Annotated in this window: 17 protein-coding genes; 11 read left to right on the top strand and 6 right to left on the bottom strand. The window is 72.3% G+C overall.

The genetic code is table 11. The annotated features are described in order from the left end of the window. Positions 1 to 33 precede the first annotated feature (33 nt). The 7 genes from ACGH48_RS17920 (at position 34) to ACGH48_RS17890 (ending at position 6,202) form a co-directional block, all read left to right on the top strand. The gene (locus tag ACGH48_RS17920) at positions 34 to 1,626 is read left to right on the top strand and encodes a DNA-3-methyladenine glycosylase 2 family protein (protein ID WP_396291140.1); all 1,593 of its coding nucleotides are present in this window, start codon (positions 34 to 36) and stop codon (positions 1,624 to 1,626) included. Further along, the gene (locus ACGH48_RS17915) at positions 1,623 to 2,135 is read left to right on the top strand and encodes a methylated-DNA--[protein]-cysteine S-methyltransferase (protein ID WP_111083519.1); all 513 of its coding nucleotides are present in this window, start codon (positions 1,623 to 1,625) and stop codon (positions 2,133 to 2,135) included. The genes ACGH48_RS17920 and ACGH48_RS17915 overlap by 4 nt, the downstream gene beginning before the upstream one ends. 28 nt (positions 2,136 to 2,163) lie before the next feature. Next, positions 2,164 to 2,424: a type II toxin-antitoxin system Phd/YefM family antitoxin gene (locus ACGH48_RS17910; protein WP_261783983.1), complete on the top strand. Its 261-nt coding sequence runs from the start codon at positions 2,164 to 2,166 to the stop codon at positions 2,422 to 2,424. Continuing rightward, positions 2,421 to 2,681: a type II toxin-antitoxin system RelE/ParE family toxin gene (locus ACGH48_RS17905; protein WP_396289581.1), complete on the top strand. Its 261-nt coding sequence runs from the start codon at positions 2,421 to 2,423 to the stop codon at positions 2,679 to 2,681. Before ACGH48_RS17910 ends, ACGH48_RS17905 begins: the two co-directional genes overlap by 4 nt. A 150-nt stretch (positions 2,682 to 2,831) precedes the next feature. Continuing rightward, on the top strand, positions 2,832 to 3,650 hold the full coding sequence (locus tag ACGH48_RS17900; protein ID WP_340197823.1) for an alpha/beta fold hydrolase: 819 nt from the start codon (positions 2,832 to 2,834) through the stop codon (positions 3,648 to 3,650). Between the two features lie 12 nt (positions 3,651 to 3,662). Beyond that, the gene (locus ACGH48_RS17895) at positions 3,663 to 4,535 is read left to right on the top strand and encodes a hypothetical protein (RefSeq protein ID WP_340197822.1); all 873 of its coding nucleotides are present in this window, start codon (positions 3,663 to 3,665) and stop codon (positions 4,533 to 4,535) included. 191 nt (positions 4,536 to 4,726) lie between these two features. Further along, a complete protein-coding gene (locus ACGH48_RS17890) occupies positions 4,727 to 6,202 on the top strand; it encodes an APC family permease (RefSeq protein ID WP_396289580.1) in 1,476 nt (491 codons plus the stop codon). Positions 6,203 to 6,301: 99 nt separating this feature from the next. Here the strand turns inward: ACGH48_RS17890 and ACGH48_RS17885 are convergent, their stop codons facing one another. Then, entirely contained in the window at positions 6,302 to 7,021 is a 720-nt protein-coding gene (locus ACGH48_RS17885) for a LysE/ArgO family amino acid transporter (RefSeq protein ID WP_396289579.1), read from the bottom strand. A gap of 70 nt (positions 7,022 to 7,091) precedes the next feature. On the opposite strand from ACGH48_RS17885, the gene ACGH48_RS17880 reads away from it, so the two are divergent. Further along, the gene (locus ACGH48_RS17880) at positions 7,092 to 8,018 is read left to right on the top strand and encodes a LysR family transcriptional regulator ArgP (RefSeq protein ID WP_340197819.1); all 927 of its coding nucleotides are present in this window, start codon (positions 7,092 to 7,094) and stop codon (positions 8,016 to 8,018) included. Between the two features lie 45 nt (positions 8,019 to 8,063). Here ACGH48_RS17880 and ACGH48_RS17875 read toward each other — a convergent pair whose 3' ends face one another. Next, positions 8,064 to 8,843 (bottom strand): Fpg/Nei family DNA glycosylase, encoded by a 780-nt coding sequence (locus ACGH48_RS17875; protein ID WP_123311656.1) that lies wholly within the window; start codon positions 8,841 to 8,843, stop codon positions 8,064 to 8,066. Next, complete coding sequence (locus tag ACGH48_RS17870) at positions 8,836 to 13,614, bottom strand: DEAD/DEAH box helicase (RefSeq protein WP_396289577.1); 4,779 nt, start codon at positions 13,612 to 13,614, stop codon at positions 8,836 to 8,838. Before ACGH48_RS17870 ends, ACGH48_RS17875 begins: the two co-directional genes overlap by 8 nt. A 161-nt stretch (positions 13,615 to 13,775) precedes the next feature. Between ACGH48_RS17870 and ACGH48_RS17865 the strand changes: the two genes are divergently transcribed. Beyond that, a complete protein-coding gene (locus ACGH48_RS17865; protein ID WP_396289576.1) occupies positions 13,776 to 14,432 on the top strand; it encodes a PadR family transcriptional regulator in 657 nt (218 codons plus the stop codon). 148 nt (positions 14,433 to 14,580) lie between these two features. On the opposite strand, the gene ACGH48_RS17860 is transcribed toward ACGH48_RS17865, so the two are convergent. Then, on the bottom strand, positions 14,581 to 15,198 hold the full coding sequence (locus ACGH48_RS17860) for an alpha/beta hydrolase (RefSeq protein WP_396289574.1): 618 nt from the start codon (positions 15,196 to 15,198) through the stop codon (positions 14,581 to 14,583). A 73-nt stretch (positions 15,199 to 15,271) separates the two neighbouring features. Between ACGH48_RS17860 and ACGH48_RS17855 the strand changes: the two genes are divergently transcribed. After that, positions 15,272 to 15,814, top strand: coding sequence for an NUDIX hydrolase family protein (locus ACGH48_RS17855; RefSeq protein WP_111083509.1), 543 nt, complete (start codon positions 15,272 to 15,274; stop codon positions 15,812 to 15,814). A 99-nt stretch (positions 15,815 to 15,913) separates the two neighbouring features. Here ACGH48_RS17855 and ACGH48_RS17850 read toward each other — a convergent pair whose 3' ends face one another. Together ACGH48_RS17850 and ACGH48_RS17845 are read right to left on the bottom strand one after the other, a co-directional pair. Further along, positions 15,914 to 16,123 (bottom strand): CsbD family protein, encoded by a 210-nt coding sequence (locus ACGH48_RS17850; protein ID WP_123311664.1) that lies wholly within the window; start codon positions 16,121 to 16,123, stop codon positions 15,914 to 15,916. Positions 16,124 to 16,267: 144 nt separating this feature from the next. Then, complete coding sequence (locus ACGH48_RS17845) at positions 16,268 to 17,872, bottom strand: DEAD/DEAH box helicase (protein ID WP_396289573.1); 1,605 nt, start codon at positions 17,870 to 17,872, stop codon at positions 16,268 to 16,270. 288 nt (positions 17,873 to 18,160) lie between these two features. Between ACGH48_RS17845 and ACGH48_RS17840 the strand changes: the two genes are divergently transcribed. Beyond that, positions 18,161 to 18,994 (top strand): endo alpha-1,4 polygalactosaminidase, encoded by an 834-nt coding sequence (locus ACGH48_RS17840; protein ID WP_396289572.1) that lies wholly within the window; start codon positions 18,161 to 18,163, stop codon positions 18,992 to 18,994. The last annotated feature ends 30 nt before the right edge of the window (positions 18,995 to 19,024 follow it).

Below are 19,024 nucleotides of genomic sequence, written 5' to 3'. Positions count from 1 at the left end.
GTCGGTGGTGCGTGTCAGGCTGGGCCCGTGACCATCCCCGGAACCGACCAGCTGCACGCCGAGCGCTACCGTGTCGTCGCGTCGCGCGACGCACGCTTCGACGGCCAGTTCGTCACGGCCGTGCACTCCACCGGCATCTACTGCCGCCCGAGTTGCCCGGCACGCACGCCCCGCGAGACCGGCGTCACCTTCTACCGCACGAGCGCCGCGGCGCACCTGGCCGGCTTCCGCGCCTGCAAGCGCTGCCTGCCCGAGGCGACCCCCGGCAGCCCCGAGTGGGACCTGCGTGAGGACGTCGCCGGACGCGCCATGCGCCTCGTCCTCGACGGCGTGGTCGAGCGCGACGGCGTCCCCGGGCTCGCTGCACGGGTCGGCTACTCGGAACGCCAGCTCAACCGCATCATGACGGCCGAGCTCGGCGCCGGACCGAAAGCACTCAGCCGCGCGCACCGCGCCCAGACGGCACGCACGCTCCTGACGTCGTCGGACCTGCCGATCGCGGACGTCGCGTTCGCCGCCGGGTTCGCGAGCATCCGCCAGTTCAACGACACCGTCCGCGAGGTCTTCGCCGTCACCCCGTCCGAACTGCGTGCGCGCCGGACGCCACGGCCCACCCCGGACGGCGTACTGCACGTGCACCTGCCCGCGCGGCCGCCGTTCGACGCGCAGGGGCTGCTCGACTGGCACGCGCTGCACGCCCTGCCGGGCCTCGAACACGTGGACACCGACGACTCGGGGCGGGTCACCTCCTACGGGCGGCTGCTCGACCTGCCAGGAGGCCCGGGCTGGTTCAGCGCGTCGGCCGCGGTCGCGGGGACACCCGGCTCCACGGCCGCCGGTCGCGGCACCGGGATCGACCTGCGGGTGCGCGTCAGCGACCTGTCCGACCTGCCCACGCTCGTCGCCCGCGTCCGCTCGTACTTCGACCTCGACGCCGACCCGGTCGCCGTCGACGCCGTGCTCGGCTCCGTGCCCGAGCTGGCCGCGGCCGTGCAGCGGGTCCCCGGGCTGCGGCTGCCGGGGGCGGTCGACGCGCACGAGATCGTGTTCCGCACCCTGATCGGGCAGCAGGTCTCCGTCGCCGCGGCCCGGACGGCACAGACGCGGCTCGTCGCGGCGCTCGGCGCTGCCGTGCCGGCGTCGATCATGCCGGACGGCCTGCTCTTCCCGTCCGCCGCCGTCATCGCCGTCCGCGGGCACGAGGTGCTGCGCGGACCGGCTGCCCGCGTCGACACGATCCTGCGGGTCGCCGCGGCGCTCGCCGACGGGTCGCTCGTGGTCGACGGCGGGCAGTCCCTCGACGAGCTGCGGGCCCGGCTGTTGGCGGTGAAGGGCATCGGGCCGTGGACCGCCGACTACGTGGCCCTCCGGGTCCGGCACCACCCCGACGTGTTCCTCCACAGCGACCTCGCGGTGCGCAACGGTGCACAGGAACTCGGACTGCCCGGAACGGCGCGTGAGCTCTCCCTATGGTCGGAGCAGGTGGCGCCCTGGCGGAGCTACCTGACGATGCACTGCTGGCGACCGATCATCGACCGCGCGATCGCGACGGCCGCCAGTGCACCAGCGCACGGCACCGGCCGTGCGCGCCGCGCAGACGACGACCCTCGGAAGGACGAACGATGACCGACGCAACCATCCAGACCCTGGACACCCCGGACGGGGCCTTCACCGTGCTCGAGGACGCGGAGGGCCGGGTCCTCGCCTCGGGCTGGACCGACTCCGTCGACCGGATCCTCGGGCGACTCGCCGACCGGTACCGGCCCAGTCGGATCGTCGACGGCACGGTCGCCGCCGCCGACGCCGTGGACGCCTTCTACTCGGGCGAGGTCGAGCACGCCATGCAGGTGCCGGTGCGGCAGTTCGGTACCGACCTGTTCACCGAGGGGTGGCGGCAGCTCCGGCGCATCCCGGCCGGCGGCACCCTGACCTACACCGAGTTCGCGGGGGCGATGGGTCGTCCGGACGCCGTGCGGGCCGCAGCGAGTGTGTGTGCGAGGAACGCGCCCGCGCTCTTCGTGCCGTGCCACCGGGTGCTGCGCTCCGACGGCACACTCGGGGGCTTCGCATGGGGACTCGACGTCAAGCGGTCGTTGCTCGAGCGGGAGTCGGTCGGCACCACGGCGCTCGTCTGAGTTGTACAAAACGCTCTAAAATGTACAGGTGAGCGAAGTGTCGATCTCCGAAGCACGTGGCCGCCTGGCGTCGATCATCGACGACGCCCGGCACGAACCCGTCTACCTGACCCGGCGCAACAAGCGCGTCGCGGCAGTGGTGGACGCGGATGTCCTGGACCGCCTGCTCGAGGCGGCCGAGGACCTCGACGACCTGATCGCGTACGACGCTGCCATCGCGGAGAACAAGCGCATCGGCGGTGAGAACGTGCAGTGGGACGATCTCAAGCGCGAGCTCGGGCTCGGATGACCTGGTCGGTCGAGGTCATCCCGTCCGCGCAACGTGTCATCCGCAAGCTCCCGCCCGACGGTCGTCGGCGGATCGAGGGACTCCTCGCGATCCTCGCCGACCACCCGCGGCCCCCGGCGGCTCGGAAGCTCGTGAACCGACCCGGTTGGCGGGTCCGATCGGGCGACTACCGCCTGATCTACGAGATCGACGACGGCCGACTCATCGTCGTCGTCGTCGATGCCGGCCACCGCCGAGCGATCTACCGCGAGCGCTGAGCGGAGTCCGAGCAGGAACCGGACCGGTCGTCTCCCCCTGGTTGCGGGTGGTGACGTGGGAGCGCTCCGCTGTCATGCTCGGAGGACCGACCCGCCCGGTCCCTCCCGAGGACCCGACGCAGCGCCGTCGTACCCTCTCGGAAGGCCCCAATGGACCAGCACGTCGACCGCACGGTCGTCTCCGCCGACGGCACGGTCCTCGCCGTGTCCGACGCCGGGGCCGGTCCGGCGCTCGTCGTGGTCGGCGGCGCCTTCGACCACCACGACACCCCCACGGTCGAGCGCCTGACCGGTGGACTGCGGGACCGGTACCGGGTCATCACGTACGACCGGCGTGGGCGCGGCGCGAGCGGCGACACGACCCCGTGGGCGATCGAGCGCGAGGTCGAGGACCTCGCGGCCGTCGTGGCGAGCACCGACGGGCCCGTTGCCGCGCTCGGGCTCTGCGTCGGCGCGGGAGTGGTCCTGCGTGGCCTCGCCGCCGGTGTCCCGCTCGGGGGTGCCGTGCTGTGGGAGCCGCCGTACCGCGCGACGGTCGACCCGCACGCCGACGACGTCGTCTTCGCCGACCTGCTCGACGAGCACGTCGCCGCCGGCCGGCGATCCCAGGCGGTCCGGGCCTTCCTCGCGCACGTCCTGGGTGTGCCGATGGGGCAGATCTCGGCGCTGCGGCTCCGGGGAGCGCTCTGGCGGTCCCTGGTCGTCGACGCCCACGTGCTCAGCCGCGACGTGCGGGTGCTCAACGGCCTGGCGATCCCGGAGCGGGTCGCGGCAGCGGTCGGCGTGCCCGTGCTCGTCGCCGCGGGCAGCGACGGCCACGAGTGGATGCGGCACGCGGCCCGTGCGGTCGTCGAGGCCGTGCCGGGCTCGGACTACGTCGAGGTCCCCGGGCAGGGCCACGTGCCCGACCCGGTGGCGATCGGTGCCGTGCTCGACGAGTTCACCGCGAGGACGGTCACGCGGGGCTGAGAGGATGGTGCCGTGAACGCACCTCGTCTCGGACTCCTGCTCGACGTCGACGGGCCCATTGCCAGCCCCGTCTCCCGCACCATCGCGATCCCGAGCATCATCGAGGACCTCGTCGCCCTCGCCGCCGAGGGCATCCCCGTCGTCTTCAACACCGGCCGGAGCGACGCCTTCATCCGGAGCGAGGTGGTCGGACCCCTGCTGGCCGGTGGTCTCGCCGAGGGCGGTCGCGTGCACGCCGTCTGCGAGAAGGGCGCCGTCTGGTGCTCGATCGGCCCGCAGTACGAGGGCGGCATGGGCGAGCTCACCGTCGCCGAGGACCTGGCGCTCCCGCGCGACTACGCCGACGAGATGCGCGAGCTCGTCCGCACCGACTACGCCGACCTGGTGTTCTTCGACGAGACGAAGCGCGCCATGGTGTCGATCGAGCAGCGGGTGGAAGTGCCGAACGCCACGTACCTGGCCCGTCAGCCGGAGTTCGACGCGAAGGCGATGGCGGCCCTCGAACGTCGTGGCCTCGGAGTGCGGCGTCTCGACGACGTCCGACCGGACGCCGACGGCGCCGTGCAGTGGCGGATCGACCCGACGATCATCTCGACCGACGTCGAGTCCGACCGGAGCGGCAAGGACATGGGGGCCGCGCGGTCGCTCGAGCTCCTCGCGCAGGACGGCGACCTGCCGACGGCCTGGCGCACGATGGGCGACTCCCGCAGCGACTACGCGATGGCCGACTGGCTGCACGCGAACGGCCACGACGTCGCCCACGTCGACGTCCGTCCCTCGGACGGTGTGCCGACGACGCCGTACCCGGTGCTCACCGCACCCGACGGGGTGATCCACGACGAGGCCGGAGCGCGGTTCCTGCGCGACTGGCGCCGATCCGCCTGAGCCGAGCCGGGCCTCCCGGTCGACCCGCCCTGCCCACGGAACCTGGTTCCGGACACCGCACCGCGCCGTTCCCCGGTTCCACGTCCGGAACCTGGTTCCCACGCGCCCAGCGGCTCCGCTGTTTGCGTGCCGGGGTGGTACACCAGTAATCTCGCGGGGTCCGCCGCCCAGCCGATGACGGGATCCACCCCATGGCAACGAAGCTCCGCATCAAGTCGATCGAGGCCTCACTGGCCGACTCCGAGGAGCAGGGCCGGTCCCTGAAACGCTCCCTGAAGACGTTCGACATCGCCGCGATGGGCATCGCCGTCGCGGTCGGTGCCGGCATCTTCTCGGTCGGAGCGAACGCCGCCGCGAACTTCGCCGGACCGGGCGTCATCATCTCGTTCCTGCTCGCCGCCGTCACGTGCGGCCTGGCGATCATGTGCTACGCCGAGTTCGCCTCGACGATCCCCGTCGCCGGCTCCGCGTACACGTTCACCTACGCCACGATGGGCGAGCTGCTCGCCTGGATCGTCGGCTGGGACCTCATCCTCGAGACCCTCACCGCCAGCGCCGTCATCGCGAAGTACTGGGGCATCTACCTCAGCACCGCGTTCGGGGTGTTCGGCGTGGACCTGCCCGACACGATCCAGCTCGGCCCGATCCCGTTCACCTGGGGTCCCGTCCTGATCGTCGGCATCTTCACCGTGCTGCTCGCCTTCGGCACCCGCCTGTCGTCGCGGGTCTCGGCGGTCATCACGATCATCAAGGTCGCCATCGTCGTGTTCGTCATCGTCGCCGGTGCGTTCTTCGTCAAGGCCGCGAACTTCACCCCCTTCATCCCGCCGGCCGAGCCGGCCAAGGGTGCCGAGGGCAGCGTCTGGACCCAGTCGCTCGTGTCCTGGTTCACCGGTGCCGAGCCTGCCCAGTACGGCGTCTTCGGGCTGCTCGCTGCGGCATCGCTCGTGTTCTTCGCGTTCATCGGCTTCGACGTCGTCGCGACCAGCGCCGAGGAGACCGAGAACCCGCAGAAGACGCTGCCGCGCGGCATCTTCATCGGCCTGGGCATCGTGACGCTGCTGTACGTCGGCGTGAGCATCGTCATCACCGGCATGGTCTCGTACCAGCGTCTGGCCCAGGAGGACGCGCCCTCCCTGGCGTCCGCGTTCGACATCGTCGGACTGCCGTGGGCCGCCGGCATCATCGCCATCGGCTCCCTGATCGGTCTGACGACCGTCGTGATGGTGCTGCTGCTCGGCCTGTCCCGCATCGTCTTCGCGATGAGCCGCGACGGTCTGCTGCCGCGCTGGTTCTCGAAGACGAACCCGAAGACGCAGACGCCGGTCCGCGTGCAGGTCGTCGCGGGGATCGTCGTCGCGCTGCTCGCCGGTTTCACCGCGGTCGACAAGCTCGAGGGCATGATCAACATCGGCACCCTGTCGGCCTTCGTGCTGGTGTCGATCGGCATCATCGTGCTCCGCAAGTCGCGCCCGGACGCCCCCCGTGCCTTCCGGGTGCCGTGGTCCCCGGTGATCCCGATCCTGTCGGCCGTGCTGTGCTTCTGGCTGATGCTGAACCTCGAGGTCGAGACCTGGCTGCGCTTCGTCGTCTGGCTCGTCATCGGCTTCGCGATCTACTTCGGCTACAGCCGCCGCAACAGCCGCGTCGGCAAGGGCATGCAGTAGGGGTCGCGCCGGTTCCCGCCCCGCCGGAACCAGGTTCCGGACACAGCACCGCGCGATCGCGCGGTGCTGTGTCCGTTTCGCGGTGCGGTCGCCTGCCTCCTACGCGCCGACGACCAGCAGGACGCCGAACGTCAGCATCACGACGGCGACCAGGCCGTCGAACACCCGCCACGTCAGCGGCTTCGCGAACAGCGGCCGGAGCAGTCGCCCGCCGAACCCGAGCGCACCGAACCACAGGCAGCTCGCCGCGACGGCCCCGACGGTCCAGAGCCAGCGGTCGTCCGGGCCCTGCTGGTTCGCGACGGACCCGAGGAACACCAGCGTGTCCAGGTACACGTGCGGGTTCGCCCACGTGAAGACGAGCATGGTCGCCACCGCCGTGCGCATGGTCACCGCCTGGCCGGGAGGCGCGGAGCGTGTCCGCCCCGCCGCCACCGACCCGGGCCGGGCGGGTCCACTGCCCGCGGCCGGCTCCGGCACGCCGTCGTCCGCCGCCTCGTCGGCCACGCGCATGGCGTCGCTCGACGGCCGCAGTGCCCGTCGCGCGGCGAGCACGCCGTAGGTCACCAGGAACGCGGCCCCGACGAACCGGACCACCAGGAGCGCCACGGGGAACCGGTCGACGACGGCCCCGACGCCGAGCACCCCCGCGACGATGAGCACGGCGTCCGACACTGCGCACACGACGACCGCCGCCGCGACCACGCGCAGGCCCGAGCTGACCGCCAACCGGAGCAGGTAGGTGTTCTGCACGCCGATCGCGACGATCAGGGCGAGTCCGGTGCCGAGGCCGGCGAGCAGGGGGAGGAGTGCGGTCACGTCGACGACGCTAGGCCCGGCCATGCCTGTAGACCAGCTCACGTTCCTTCAGCGCCGTAAGCTGCACTGCATGGTCCGGTTCCAGCGTGAGCACCTCGAGACCCTGTTGGCAGCGGTCGACCATGGCACACTCGACGCGGCTGCCCGAGCGCTGGCGATCACCCCGTCGGCGGTCTCCCAGCGGATCAAGTCGATGGAGCAGCAGGTCGGCCGAGTCCTGCTGCAGCGGACGACCCCGGTGGCGCCGACCGCCGACGGTGCGGTCGTGCTCCGACACGCACGCCAGGTGCGGTTGCTCGACGACGAGACCGCTCGGGCACTCGGCGAGACCGACGCCCACGGCTCGGGATCCGCCATGCCGTCGATCCCGCTCGCCGTCAACGCCGATTCGCTCAGCACGTGGTTCCTCGACGCCCTCGCACGCGTCCGCGCCGACACCGAGGTGGTCTTCGACCTGCACCGCGAGGACCAGGACCGCACCGCCGAACTGCTGCGCGCCGGCACGGTGATGGGCGCCGTGACCGCCGAGGCGGATCCCGTGCAGGGCTGCTCGTCGGTGCCGCTCGGCATCGATCGGTACCGGGCCGTTGCGTCGCCGGCCTTCGTCGACCGCTACCTGGCTGACGCCGACACCGAACGACGCATGCTGAGTCGCCTCGACCGGGTGCCGCTCGTCGACTACGACCGCGACGACGACCTGCAGCAGGGCTACCTCCGCCGCGTGCTCGGCCACGCGCCCGCCGGTCCACGCCACTTCGTCCCGACCTCGGCCGACTTCGCGCGGGCGGTCTCGCTCGGCTTCGGGTGGGGGATGCTGCCCGAGGCGCAGTGCCTCGATGCCCTGGCACGGGGCGAGCTGCTCGAGCTCACGCCGACGCGCCGGGCGGACGTCGCACTGTGGTGGCAGCGGTGGAACCTGGCGTCGCCGTTGCTCGAGCGGGTGAGCGACGCCGTGCGGTCGACCGCGGCCGAGCGGCTGCATCCCGTCTCCCGGTGATGCGAGCCGTGCCTGTGCCGGTGTGCCCGAGCCCGCGCCTGCGGCTCAGCTCTGGCAGCGTGGGCACCAGTAGGTGTCCCGCAGGGTGAGCTCCGAGTCGCCGAGGTCCCCGCGCCGGATCCGGGTGCCGCACCGCAGGCACGGCTTGCCCGCGCGTCCGTAGACCCAGAACCGACGCCCTGGGCGGTCGACGCCGGTCGTCACCCGGTGGCTGCGGTCCCGGTTCGCCAGGATGAGCCGGCTGGCCAGGGCGATCGTCCGAGCGGGGTCGTGCACCTCGGCCACCGGTCGGGTCGGCAGCACCCCGCGCAGGAAGCAGAGCTCGTTGCGGTAGACGTTGCCGAGGCCGGCGAGCACCCGCTGGTCGAGCAGGGCCAGGCCCACCGGACGCGCAGGGTCCCGCGTCAGGTTCTCGAGCGCCATGTCGGCGTCCCAGTCGGGGCCGAGCAGGTCCGGGCCGAGGTGTCCGACGACCTCGGACTCCTGGTCGCGGGGGACCACCTCGAGCACCCCGAGCGTGAACCCGACGGTCGAGACGTCCTCGGCGTCGAGGATCGCGCGTGCCTGGTGCGCCGGGCGTCGCCAGCGCTCACCGGGGGCGTAGACGTCCCACCGCCCCTCCATCTTCAGGTGCGAGTGCACGGTCAGGTCCCCGATCCGGTGCAGCAGGTGCTTGCCGCGGGGCACGACCTCGTCGACGGTGCGACCGACCAGGTCGACGGTCGCGAACGCGGGCACCCGGAAGTCGCTGCGGGTCAGGACCTTGCCCGCGAGCGCCGTGTGCAGCCGGTGTGCCGCCCGGTAGACGGTGTCGCCCTCAGGCACGGAGCCGGAGTCCCTGCGGGGTGGCGGTGAAGCCGGCTTCGCCCAGCGCGGTGCCGAGCGGGGTTCCGAGGACGAACTCGCCGTCGACGCGTTCGACCGCGAGCTTCCGCAGGCCCGTCCGCACGATGCCCGCGATCGACGCTGCCGCGACGGCGAGGTCGGCGGGGTCGTCCGTGAAGGTCAGCACGGACTTGCCGCCGCGCTCGACGTACACCGCGAGCCGCCCGTCGACGGTGGTGACGAGCGCTCCGGCCTTGCGCCCGGGCCGGTGGCCGCGGGTGCCGGTGGTGGCCGGTGTCGAGGCCGCCGGTGATGCCGATCCCGCGGAGTCGGTGGTCGTGTCGTCCGCGTCACCGGCGGCCCGGTCCTCGGACGGCCAGGGCAGCGACGCACCGTACGGGTTCGCGGGGTCGGTCGCCGCCAGGGTCAGCGCCTCGCGCTTCCGGTCCGGGTCGACGCGCTCGTCGTCGTCGAGGTCGCGTGCGTAGGTACGGAGCCGGTCGATCGTCGGCCCGGTGGCGAACTGTGCGGCGCCGAGGCCCTCGATGAAGTACCCGCGGCGCGCACGCCCGGACTCCTCGAACCGCGACAGGACCCGGTACACGCCGGCGAAGCCACCCCGGACGCCCTCGACCTGCACGGCGCCGCGCGTGACGACCCCGTACCGCTCGAGCAGCTGTTCGGCGGTCGCGGCGGCCCGCAAGGTCGAGTCGGACTCGGCCAGCGGGAGCAGGGACCAGCGGCCGCCGACGGACGGCGGACCGGACTGCGTCGGCATCGTCGGACGTCGGCGCCCGCGGTACGCACGGGCCCGCGGGGCACTACTGCTCTTCGCCTTGCCACCGAGCATCGAGCGGAGCGGCGCGAACGTGTCGTTCGTGATCTGTCCGGCCCAGACGAGGTCCCACAACGCCGTCGTCAGGGCCTGGTCGTCCGTGCTGCCGACCGCCTGCCCGAGCTGGCGGAAGAAGTACGCACCACCGCCGGCCAGGGCACCGAGCACGTCGCGTTGCAGCTCGGTGGTCTCGTCGCCGGAGGGCTCGGCGAGCGTCGTCGACGCCGTCTCGGCCAGGTGCAGGCGCACCCACCCGTCGTTGCCGGGCAGGGTCCCGCCACCCGACCACAGGACCTCTCCGGTGGCGGTGAGCTCGTCGAGCATGTTCGTGGAGTAGTCGGTCACCCGCGCGGGCAGCACGAGGGCCTCCCAGGCGCTCGCGGGCAGCGCGACCCCGGCGAGCTGGTCGATCACCTGCAGGACGCCGTCGACCCCGCGCAGGCCGCCGCGGGTGCCCGGGGTCTGCACGTGCTGCCAGGCCGGCAGGAACCGTGCCAGGGTGTCGGGGGACACCGGCTCGACCTCGTGCCGGAGCGCGGCGAGGGACTTCGTGCGGATCCGCCGCAGGACCTCGGCGTCGCACCACTCGGCGCCCTGACGATCCGGCCGGAACTCGCCCTCGACCACCCGACGGTCGGCCACCAGGCGGCGCAGGGTGTCCTGCACCACGGCGATCCCGAGGCCGAGACGGCCGGCGGCTTCCTGTGCGGAGAACGGCCCGTGCGACCGGGCGTACCGGCCGACCAGGTCGCCGAGTGGGTCGGCGACGGGTTCGACGAACGCGGTCGGGACACCGATCGGCAGCGGGACCCCGAGCGCGTCACGCAGGCGCGAGGCGTCCTCGATGACGGCCCAGCGGGTGGCTCCGGCGTGCGAGAACGACAGGACGCGGCGGTCCCGTTCGAGCGCGGTGAGGATCGCCTGGACCTCGGCGTCGGCCGCCCCGCGGTCCGGAGCCCCGGCGAGCCAGCTGCGGTCGACGGCCTCGGACAGGTCGAGCGCCCCGACCAGCCGCAGCACGTCGACGAGCCCCTCGGCGTCGCGGGCGCGACGGTCCGGTGACAGCCGCTGCAGGTCCTGCTCCACCGAGGCGATGACCGCCGGGTCGAGCAGCTCCCGCAGTTCGGCCCGACCGAGCAGTTCGCCGAGCAGCGTCGAGTCGAGCGACAGCGCCGCTGCCCGACGCTCGGCGAGCGGGGAGTCGCCCTCGTACATGAACGCGGCCACGTACCCGAACAGGATCGAGCGGGCGAAGGGCGACGGGGTCTCGGTCTCGGTCTCGACCAGGCGGATGCGACGACCGGCGATCTCGTCGGCGATCCCGAGCAGTGCGGGCACGTCGTACACGTCCTGCAGCACCTCGCGCACGGTCTCGAGCACGATCGGGAACGACGGGTACTTCCGAGCCACCTCGAGCAGCTGCGACGCCCGCTGCCGCTGCTGCCACAGGGGGGACCGCTGCCCGGGGTTCCGTCGGGGCAGCAGCAGGGCGCGTGCCGCACACTCGCGGAACCGCGCGGCGAACAGCGCTGACCCGCCGACCTCGTCGGTGACGAGCGCTTCGAGGTCGTCGCGCTCGAACACGAACAGGTCAGCACCCGGCGGTTCGGCGTCGGTCTCGGGGATGCGCACCACGATGCCGTCGTCGGCGGCCATCGCGTCGCCGTCGATGCCGTGCCGTTCGCGCAGCCGCGCCGCGACCGCCAGGGCCCACGGTGCGTGCACCTGCATGCCGTACGGCGAGTGCAGGATGAGCCGCCAGTCGCCGAGTTCGTCGCGGAAGCGCTCGACCACGAGCGTGGTGTCGTTCGGCACGTGGCCGGTGGCCGCGCGCTGGTCGCGCAGGAAGGTCAGCAGGTTCGTGACGGCGCGCTCGTCGAGGCCACCGGCGGCGACCCGGGCCCGGGCGTCGTCGTCCGAGGAGCCCTCGACCTCGCGCACGAACGCCCCGGTCGCACGACCGAGTTCGGCGGGGCGGCCGATGCCGTCGCCCTTCCAGAACGGCACCCGGCCGGGCTGTCCGAAGGCCGGGCTCACGATGACCCGGTCGTGGGTGATCTCCTCGATGCGCCAGCTCGTCGCGCCGAGGGCGAAGACGTCGCCGACGCGCGACTCGTAGACCATCTCCTCGTCCAGCTCGCCGACGCGCGACGCCTTCTCGCCGACCATGAACACGCCGAACATGCCGCGGTCCGGGATCGTGCCGCCGCTCGTCACCGCGAGGCGCTGGGCGCCGGGGCGTCCGGTCAGGGTGCCGTGCACGCGGTCCCACACCAGCCGCGGGCGGAGTTCGGCGAACTCGTCGCTCGGGTACCGTCCGGTCACCAGGTCGAGCGTGGCGTCGAACGCCGAGCGGGGCAGGCCGCTGAACGGGGCGCTGCGTCGGACCAGGTCGAACCAGTGCTCGACGTCGACGGTGTCGATCGCCCCGGCCGCGACCGTGTGCTGCGCCAGGACGTCGAGGGGGTTCGCCGGAACCGAGATCGACTCGATCTGGCCCGTGACCATCCGCTCCACCGTGACCGCGCTGTTGACGAGGTCGGCGCGGTGCTTCGGGAAGAGCACCCCGCGGGAGATCTCGCCCACCTGGTGCCCGGCGCGGCCGACGCGCTGCAGGCCGCTCGCGACCGAGGGCGGCGCCTCGACCTGGACGACGAGGTCGACCTCGCCCATGTCGATCCCGAGTTCGAGCGAACTCGTCGCGACCACGCACCGCAGCCGACCGGACTTCAGGTCGTCCTCGATGATCGCGCGCTGGTCCTTCGACACCGAGCCGTGGTGGGCTCGGGCGAGCACGGGCACTGCAGTGTCCGAGCCGCCGCCACCGGTCTGCCCGGACGCGCCGATCATCTGCGCCGGCGGTCGCTTCGTGCCCTGGGGTGCGACCGCGTGTGCCGAGGTCCGCGCGGGTGACTGCGGGCGACCCCGCGCCACCGGCAGCCCGTCGTCGGCCGGCGAGACCCCCGCCGGGACCAACGCGTCTGCGACCTCGGCCGGAGCCGCCGCGGCGAGGACGCGCTCTTCGTGGATCTCGTTGAGCCGCGCGGTGAGTCGCTCGGCCAGTCGCCGCGAGTTCGCGAACACGATCGTCGACCGGTGCTCCTCGACGAGGTCGACCACGCGCTCTTCGACGTGCGGCCAGATCGAGCCGTTCGAGGGCGCGTCGGACGCGTCCGCACCGACCGGCGGAGCACCGAGCTCGGCCATGTCGTCGACCGGCACGACGACCCGCAGGTCGAAGGTCTTCTGCGCCGGCGGGGCGATGATCGTCACCGGCGCCCGACCCCCGAGGAACCGCGCGACCTCTTCCGGCGGTCGGACCGTTGCGGACAGCCCGATGCGTTGCACGGGCTTGTCGAGCAGGTCGTCGAGGCGCTCGAGCGAGACGGCCAGGTGTGCCCCGCGCTTGGTCGAGGCGACGGCGTGCACCTCGTCCACGATGACGGTGTCGACGTTGACCAGGGTCTCGCGTGCCTGCGAGGTGAGCATGAGGTACAGCGACTCGGGCGTCGTGATGAGGATGTCCGGCGGCTGGCGGAGCAGCTTCTGCCGGTCCGAGGACGGGGTGTCACCGCTGCGCACCCCGACGGTGACCTCTGGCGGTTCGGTGCCGAGCCGCCGGGCCGTCTGCGTGATCCCGACGAGCGGGCTGCGCAGGTTCCGCTCGACGTCGACGCCGAGGGCCTTGAGGGGCGAGACGTACAGGACGCGCGTGCGCTGCTTTGCCGGTGGGCGATCCGTCGCGCTGATGAGCCGGTCGATCGACCACAGGAACGAGGCCAGGGTCTTGCCGGAACCGGTCGGTGCGATGACGAGTGCGTGCTGTCCCGTCGAGATGGCGTCCCAGGCGCCCGCCTGTGCCGGGGTCGGGGCGTCGAACGCGCCCCGGAACCACTCCGCGGTCGCGGGGGAGAAGCGCTCGAAGACGTCCGTCATGGTCCGCCCATCCTGCCCGGCACCACCGACAGCAGGCCCAGTGCGGAGTACCCCTTGACAGAACGACAGTTAGCGATCTATCGTAAACACATCGCGATACGACGAAGACGAAACCAGTCAGACCGATCGCGAGCCGACTCAGCACCAAGGAAGGACGCACCATGCGCCCCATGCACGACGACAACGACAGCAACCACCACCCGCGCGGCCCCCGGTTCGGCGGCGCGCGGCAGCACCACGGCGCCGGGTTCCCCGGCCGCGACCGCGGTGACCACGAGCACGGCGGTCGAGGCGGCCGTGGCTTCGGCCCGGGCTTCGGGCCGGGCATGGGCTTCGGGCCCGGCTTCGGCGGCTTCGGCGGACCCGGCTTCGGTCGCGAACGCCGTCGCCGCGGTGACGTCCGCCTCGCGATCCTCGGTTTGCTGGCCGAGGGACCGCAGAACGGCTACGCCGTGATCAAGACCATCGCCGAGCGCACCGGCGGCGCGTGGAAGCCGAGCCCGGGTTCGGTCTACCCGACACTCCAGCAGCTCGTCGACGAAGACCTCGTGGTCTCGTCGGGCGACGGCCGCAAGACGCTCTTCGAGCTCACCGACGCCGGCAAGGCCGAGGCCGAGGCGAAGGCCGACGAGATCGCGGCGGCACTCGACGCGGCGCCCGGGATCCCGGACGCCCAGCGCGAGTTCTTCGAGGCGCTCCGGAAGACCATGGGCGTCCTGCAGATGTACCGCACGACCGCGACGGAGGACCAGGCCAAGGCCGCCACCGCCAAGGTCGACCAGCTCCGCAAGGACCTGCTGCAGATCCTCGCCGACTGACGGACGAACCGGACGGGAGGCACGGTGCCTGCCCGCACCGTGCCTCCCGTCCGTCGTCGCCGGGGCTGACCCCCGCGCATCGTGAGCAGAAAAGGTCGAGTCCGCACGTCGGACCCGACCATTTCTGCTCACCAAGCGCGTCCCGCGCCTACGCCCCGATGAACGCCGCCACGTCCGCCAGTTCCGCTGCGGACACCGCGTGCGGCAGCCCTTCGTACGTCCGGTCCGTCACGGTGGTGTTCGCCGCCGCCCACGCCTGCGTGCGCGCGGTGGCCTCGGCCGGGATCACCGGGTCGAGGTCGCCGTGCCCGAGGAACACCCGCGGTCGGACGCCGGCGACGGCCCCGTCACGCGAGTCCGTCACCCCCGGCACGACGAACCCGGAGAGCGACACCGCGAACGCGAACGCAGCCGGCCGTGCCCGCAGCAGCTGGAGCGCCATCGACCCGCCCTGCGAGAACCCGAGCAGGCCGATCCGCGGGTGGTCGGCGGCGACGGAGTCGATCCACGCGAGCACCCCGGCGGCCGCGGCGTCGACGGGCCCGAGTGCAGGGGAACCGGGTGTGCCGAGCGGGTACCAGCTGAACCCCTGCCCCCACGGCATCGGTGCCCGCAGCGACGCCATCGTCCAGGCTGCCGGCAGCGCGGGGGCGAGTCCGAGCAGGTCGTGCTCGTTCGACCCCACGCCGTGCATGGTCACGAGCAGCGGGGTCCCCGCGCGTTCTTCCGCGGGACGCGTCCACTGCACCAGGTCTGCATCGATCATGTGGACAACGCTAACCATCCCCAAGTCCCGCGCCTTCCGCCGAACTCGACGCCGTCCCTGGTAGACACGGTGCATGGCCTCGTTGCAAACCCCCGACCCCGACTCCGGCTGGCTGTCCGACGAGGAACTCGCCAACGCGCGTCGTCGACTCCCCATCTGCTACGTCGAGGCGATCCCCGTCCGCACCGACGGGCTCGGCGTCGTGACCGAGGTCGGGGTGCTCCTGCGCGTGGCCCCGAGCGGTTCGATCGTGCGCACCCTGGTGTCCGGTCGTGTGATGTTCGGTGAGTCCATCCGCACGGCGCTCTTCCGCCACCTCGAGAAGGACCTCGGGCCGATGGCGTTCCCGCAGCTGCCGTCGAGCCCGACGCCGTTCACCGTGGCCGAGTACTTCCCGCTCCCCGGCGCGTCCGTCTACACCGACGAGCGGCAGCACGCGATCTCGCTGGCCTACGTCGTCCCGGTGACCGGCACGTGCGAGCCCCGGCAGGACGCCCTCGAGCTCACCTGGATGACCCCGATGGAAGCCGCGTCCGACGGCGTCGCCGACGACATGGAGGGTGGCCGCGGTGCCCTGCTGCGCGCGGGCCTCGCCTCGGTCGGCGCGCTCATGTGACGACCGGCCCGGTCCTCGAACAGGCAGCACCCGGACACGACGAAGCCCCCGGATCCGATCGGATCCGGGGGCTTCGCAGCGCGGTGCTGGACCGGCTTGTTACTTGGTGTCGCGGTCGTTCTTGAGGCTGTCGGCGACGCCGGAAGCGGCGTCCTTGACGTTCGTACCCGCCTGCTTGGTGTCGGCCTTGACCTGATCGGTCTTGCCCTCAGCCTTGAGGTGGTCGTTGTCCGTCGCGTTCCCGACGGCCTCCTTGACCTTGCCTGCCGCCTTCTCAGCGGCGTTCTTGATGTCTTCGATCCCAGCCATAGGCACTCCTTCCAACAGCGGACGTTTCCCCGTCAGCCGCTCGCGCGGCATCCGGTGCAGGAGAAACTACGCCTGTCGCGGTGGTGGGCTCGCAGCCGACCTCAAGGTTGTCCCCCGCGGGTCAGCGCGGCCGGGTCGGGCAGGTCAGTGGCGGTCTGCAGCGCCGGCCGGACGGGAGGCGCGTCGCGAGGAGCCACGACGGCCCCCGCCCGACTCCTGGCCGGCTCCACGGCCCGCGGCGTAGCCACCGTCCGAGGACCAGACCGCCGACGACCCACCGCGCACGGTGTCGCTGCCGGCGCGACGGCTGCCGCCGCTGCGGCGACCGCCCGTCGAGCCCGCACCCGCCGCAGCGGAGCGACCGGCGCCCTCGGACCGTGCGCCACGAGCCGGACGGCCCTGACGGCCCCCGGCCGAACCGGCGGACTCGGAAGCCGAGCCGGAGCGTGCGGGCTGACCCGAGCCTCCCGGACGACCGCCGCGACCACGGCGACCGCGGTCACCGGCGGAATCGGCGGAACGCTGCTTGGGCTGACGCTGCTGCTGTGCGGGCTCCTCGGCGACGTGGCGGATCGGGGCGACCTCGCCGACGAGCGTGGTGACCGCCGGCGACGTCGCGGTGACCTGCTGCGGGGTGACCTTGATCGCGGCGGCGCGCATCATCTGCGCGACGTCGCGACGCTCGGCGGGCATCGTCACCGTGACGACGTCACCCGACGAACCGGCGCGGGCGGTACGGCCCGAGCGGTGCAGGTACGCCTTGTGCTCGGTGGGCGGGTCGACGTGCACGACGAGCTGGACGTTGTCGACGTGCACACCGCGGGCGGCGACGTCGGTGGCGACGAGGACGAGGGCCTCGCCGGACGAGAACTTCGCGAGGTTCCGCTCACGGGCGCCCTGCGACAGGTTGCCCTGCAGGTCGACGGCCGGGATCCCCTGGCTGCTGAGCTGCTTGGCGAGGCGCTTGGCGTGGTGCTTCGTGCGCATGAACAGGATGCGGCGACCGTTGCCCGAGGCGAGGGTGCTCACGAGGTGCTTCTTCGCGTCGGCGTCGGCGACCTCGAACAGGTGGTGGGTCATCGCCTCGACGGGGCTGTTCGCCTCGTCGACGGAGTGCATCACCGGGTTGTGCAGGAACTTCTTGACGAGCTTGTCCACGCCGTTGTCGAGCGTGGCCGAGAACAGCAGTCGCTGTCCGTTCTCGGGGGTCGCCTGCATGATCTTGGTGACACCGGGCAGGAAGCCCATGTCGGCCATGTGGTCGGCCTCGTCGAGGACGGTCACCTCGATGTCGCCGAGGTTCACGTGGCCCTGCTGCATGAGGTCGGCGAGCCGGCCCGGGCAGGCGACGACGACGTCCACGCCGCCGCGCAGGGCGTCGACCTGACGGCCCTGACCGACGCCACCGAAGATGGTGGTCGTGTTCAGGCCCATGGCCTTGGCGAGCGGGGCGAGGGCGACGTCGATCTGGGTCGCGAGCTCACGCGTCGGGGCGAGCACCAGGGCGCGGGGGCGGCCGGCGCGGCGCTTGCGGCCGCTGGCTGCGAGACGGGCGACGAGCGGGATCGCGAACGCGATCGTCTTGCCGGAGCCGGTGCGGCCGCGGCCGAGGACGTCCTTGCCCTGCAGGGAGTCGGGGAGCGTGTCCTCCTGGATCGGGAACGCGGTCTCCTTGCCCTGGTCGGCGAGGACGGCGACCATCGGCGCGGGGACGCCGAGGTCGGAGAAACGGAGGTCATTGGTGGTCATGGTGACCTTTCGAGCCGGATGAGACCGGCTGTGGGCGCGCTCTGAGGCAGCGCGCGGGCGGGATGCGCGCCAACAGAGGTGGCTGGCGCAGTCGCCGCAGCAGAGAAGCCTGGGCACCTTCGGGAGGTGCTCGATCATCGACCAGAGGATCAGTGGAACGTGGTCGGGAGTTCGGGGCGTCCGTACGACGCACGAGACGATCGGCGTCTCGAGTACCACCAGCATAGCGCGTGCACCCCGCAGAACCCAGGACCGGGCAGTTCGACGTGCGCATGCGAGGATTCCGGGGTGCGTACGCGAACCGTCCTGATCACCACCGCGATGGCCCTGGTGGCCGTCCTCGGCACGGCCGGCTGCGCCGAGGCTGCTCCGACCAGCGCTGCGGCGAGCTACCGCAACCTGCCGACCTCGGGGCGCCCCGACTACCAGCTCGGCGGCTCCTACACACCGCCGTCCGGCGTGACGATCGTCGAACGGGACAGCACCGCGAAGCCCGCGAAGGGCACGTATGACATCTGCTACGTCAACGGGTTCCAGACACAGCCCGAGGCGGCTCGCACGTGGACGAAGTCGTACCCGTCGGCGATCCTGCGTGACCGGGCCGGCAAGCCGGTGTCCGACCCGGGGTGGCCGGACGAGATGCTGCTCGACACCCGGACGGCGGCGAAGCGCGCGCTCATCACGAAGGTGATCGCGAAGACCGTCGCCCGCTGCGGCGACCGCGGGTTCGACGCGGTCGAGTTCGACAACCTCGACTCGTGGACCCGCAGCGGGAAGCGGCTGACCCGTGCCGGCAACCTGGCGCTCGCGAAGTCGCTGGTGGCCGCCGGACACCGGCACGGCCTGGCCGTCGGGCAGAAGAACACGCCGCAGCTCGGGGCGTCGGGGCGGAAGCAGACCGGGTTCGACTTCGTCGTCGCCGAGGAGTGCGTGCAGTACCGGGAGTGCGCGGCGTACACGAAGGTCTACGGCGGGCGGGTCATCGACGTGGAGTACTCGGACACCCTCGAGCGCTCGTGGGGCTCGGTCTGCAAGCTGAAGAGCCGCCCCGCCATGACGATCCTGCGGGACCGCGACCTGGTCACCCCGAAGGACGACGCGTACGTCTACGAGCGCTGCTGAGCGCCCGGAAGCACCAGGTACGCCCGGAGC

It is taken from the genome of Curtobacterium pomorum, from assembly GCF_044497295.1.
Classification (GTDB): Bacteria; Actinomycetota; Actinomycetes; order Actinomycetales; family Microbacteriaceae; genus Curtobacterium.
Note: the sequence above shows the minus strand (reverse complement) of the source record. Positions and strands in the feature narration are given on the sequence as shown.

Coding starts and splice junctions, on each gene's coding strand:
- ACGH48_RS17845 (WP_396289573.1), bottom strand. CDS start 17,872: ATGACCACCAATGACCTCCGTTTCTCCGACCTCGGCGTCCCCGCGCCG.
- ACGH48_RS17915 (WP_111083519.1), top strand. CDS start 1,623: ATGACCGACGCAACCATCCAGACCCTGGACACCCCGGACGGGGCCTTC.
- ACGH48_RS17870 (WP_396289577.1), bottom strand. CDS start 13,614: ATGACGGACGTCTTCGAGCGCTTCTCCCCCGCGACCGCGGAGTGGTTC.
- ACGH48_RS17860 (WP_396289574.1), bottom strand. CDS start 15,198: ATGATCGATGCAGACCTGGTGCAGTGGACGCGTCCCGCGGAAGAACGC.
- ACGH48_RS17890 (WP_396289580.1), top strand. CDS start 4,727: ATGGCAACGAAGCTCCGCATCAAGTCGATCGAGGCCTCACTGGCCGAC.
- ACGH48_RS17905 (WP_396289581.1), top strand. CDS start 2,421: ATGACCTGGTCGGTCGAGGTCATCCCGTCCGCGCAACGTGTCATCCGC.
- ACGH48_RS17865 (WP_396289576.1), top strand. CDS start 13,776: ATGCGCCCCATGCACGACGACAACGACAGCAACCACCACCCGCGCGGC.
- ACGH48_RS17900 (WP_340197823.1), top strand. CDS start 2,832: ATGGACCAGCACGTCGACCGCACGGTCGTCTCCGCCGACGGCACGGTC.
- ACGH48_RS17855 (WP_111083509.1), top strand. CDS start 15,272: ATGGCCTCGTTGCAAACCCCCGACCCCGACTCCGGCTGGCTGTCCGAC.
- ACGH48_RS17850 (WP_123311664.1), bottom strand. CDS start 16,123: ATGGCTGGGATCGAAGACATCAAGAACGCCGCTGAGAAGGCGGCAGGC.
- ACGH48_RS17880 (WP_340197819.1), top strand. CDS start 7,092: ATGGTCCGGTTCCAGCGTGAGCACCTCGAGACCCTGTTGGCAGCGGTC.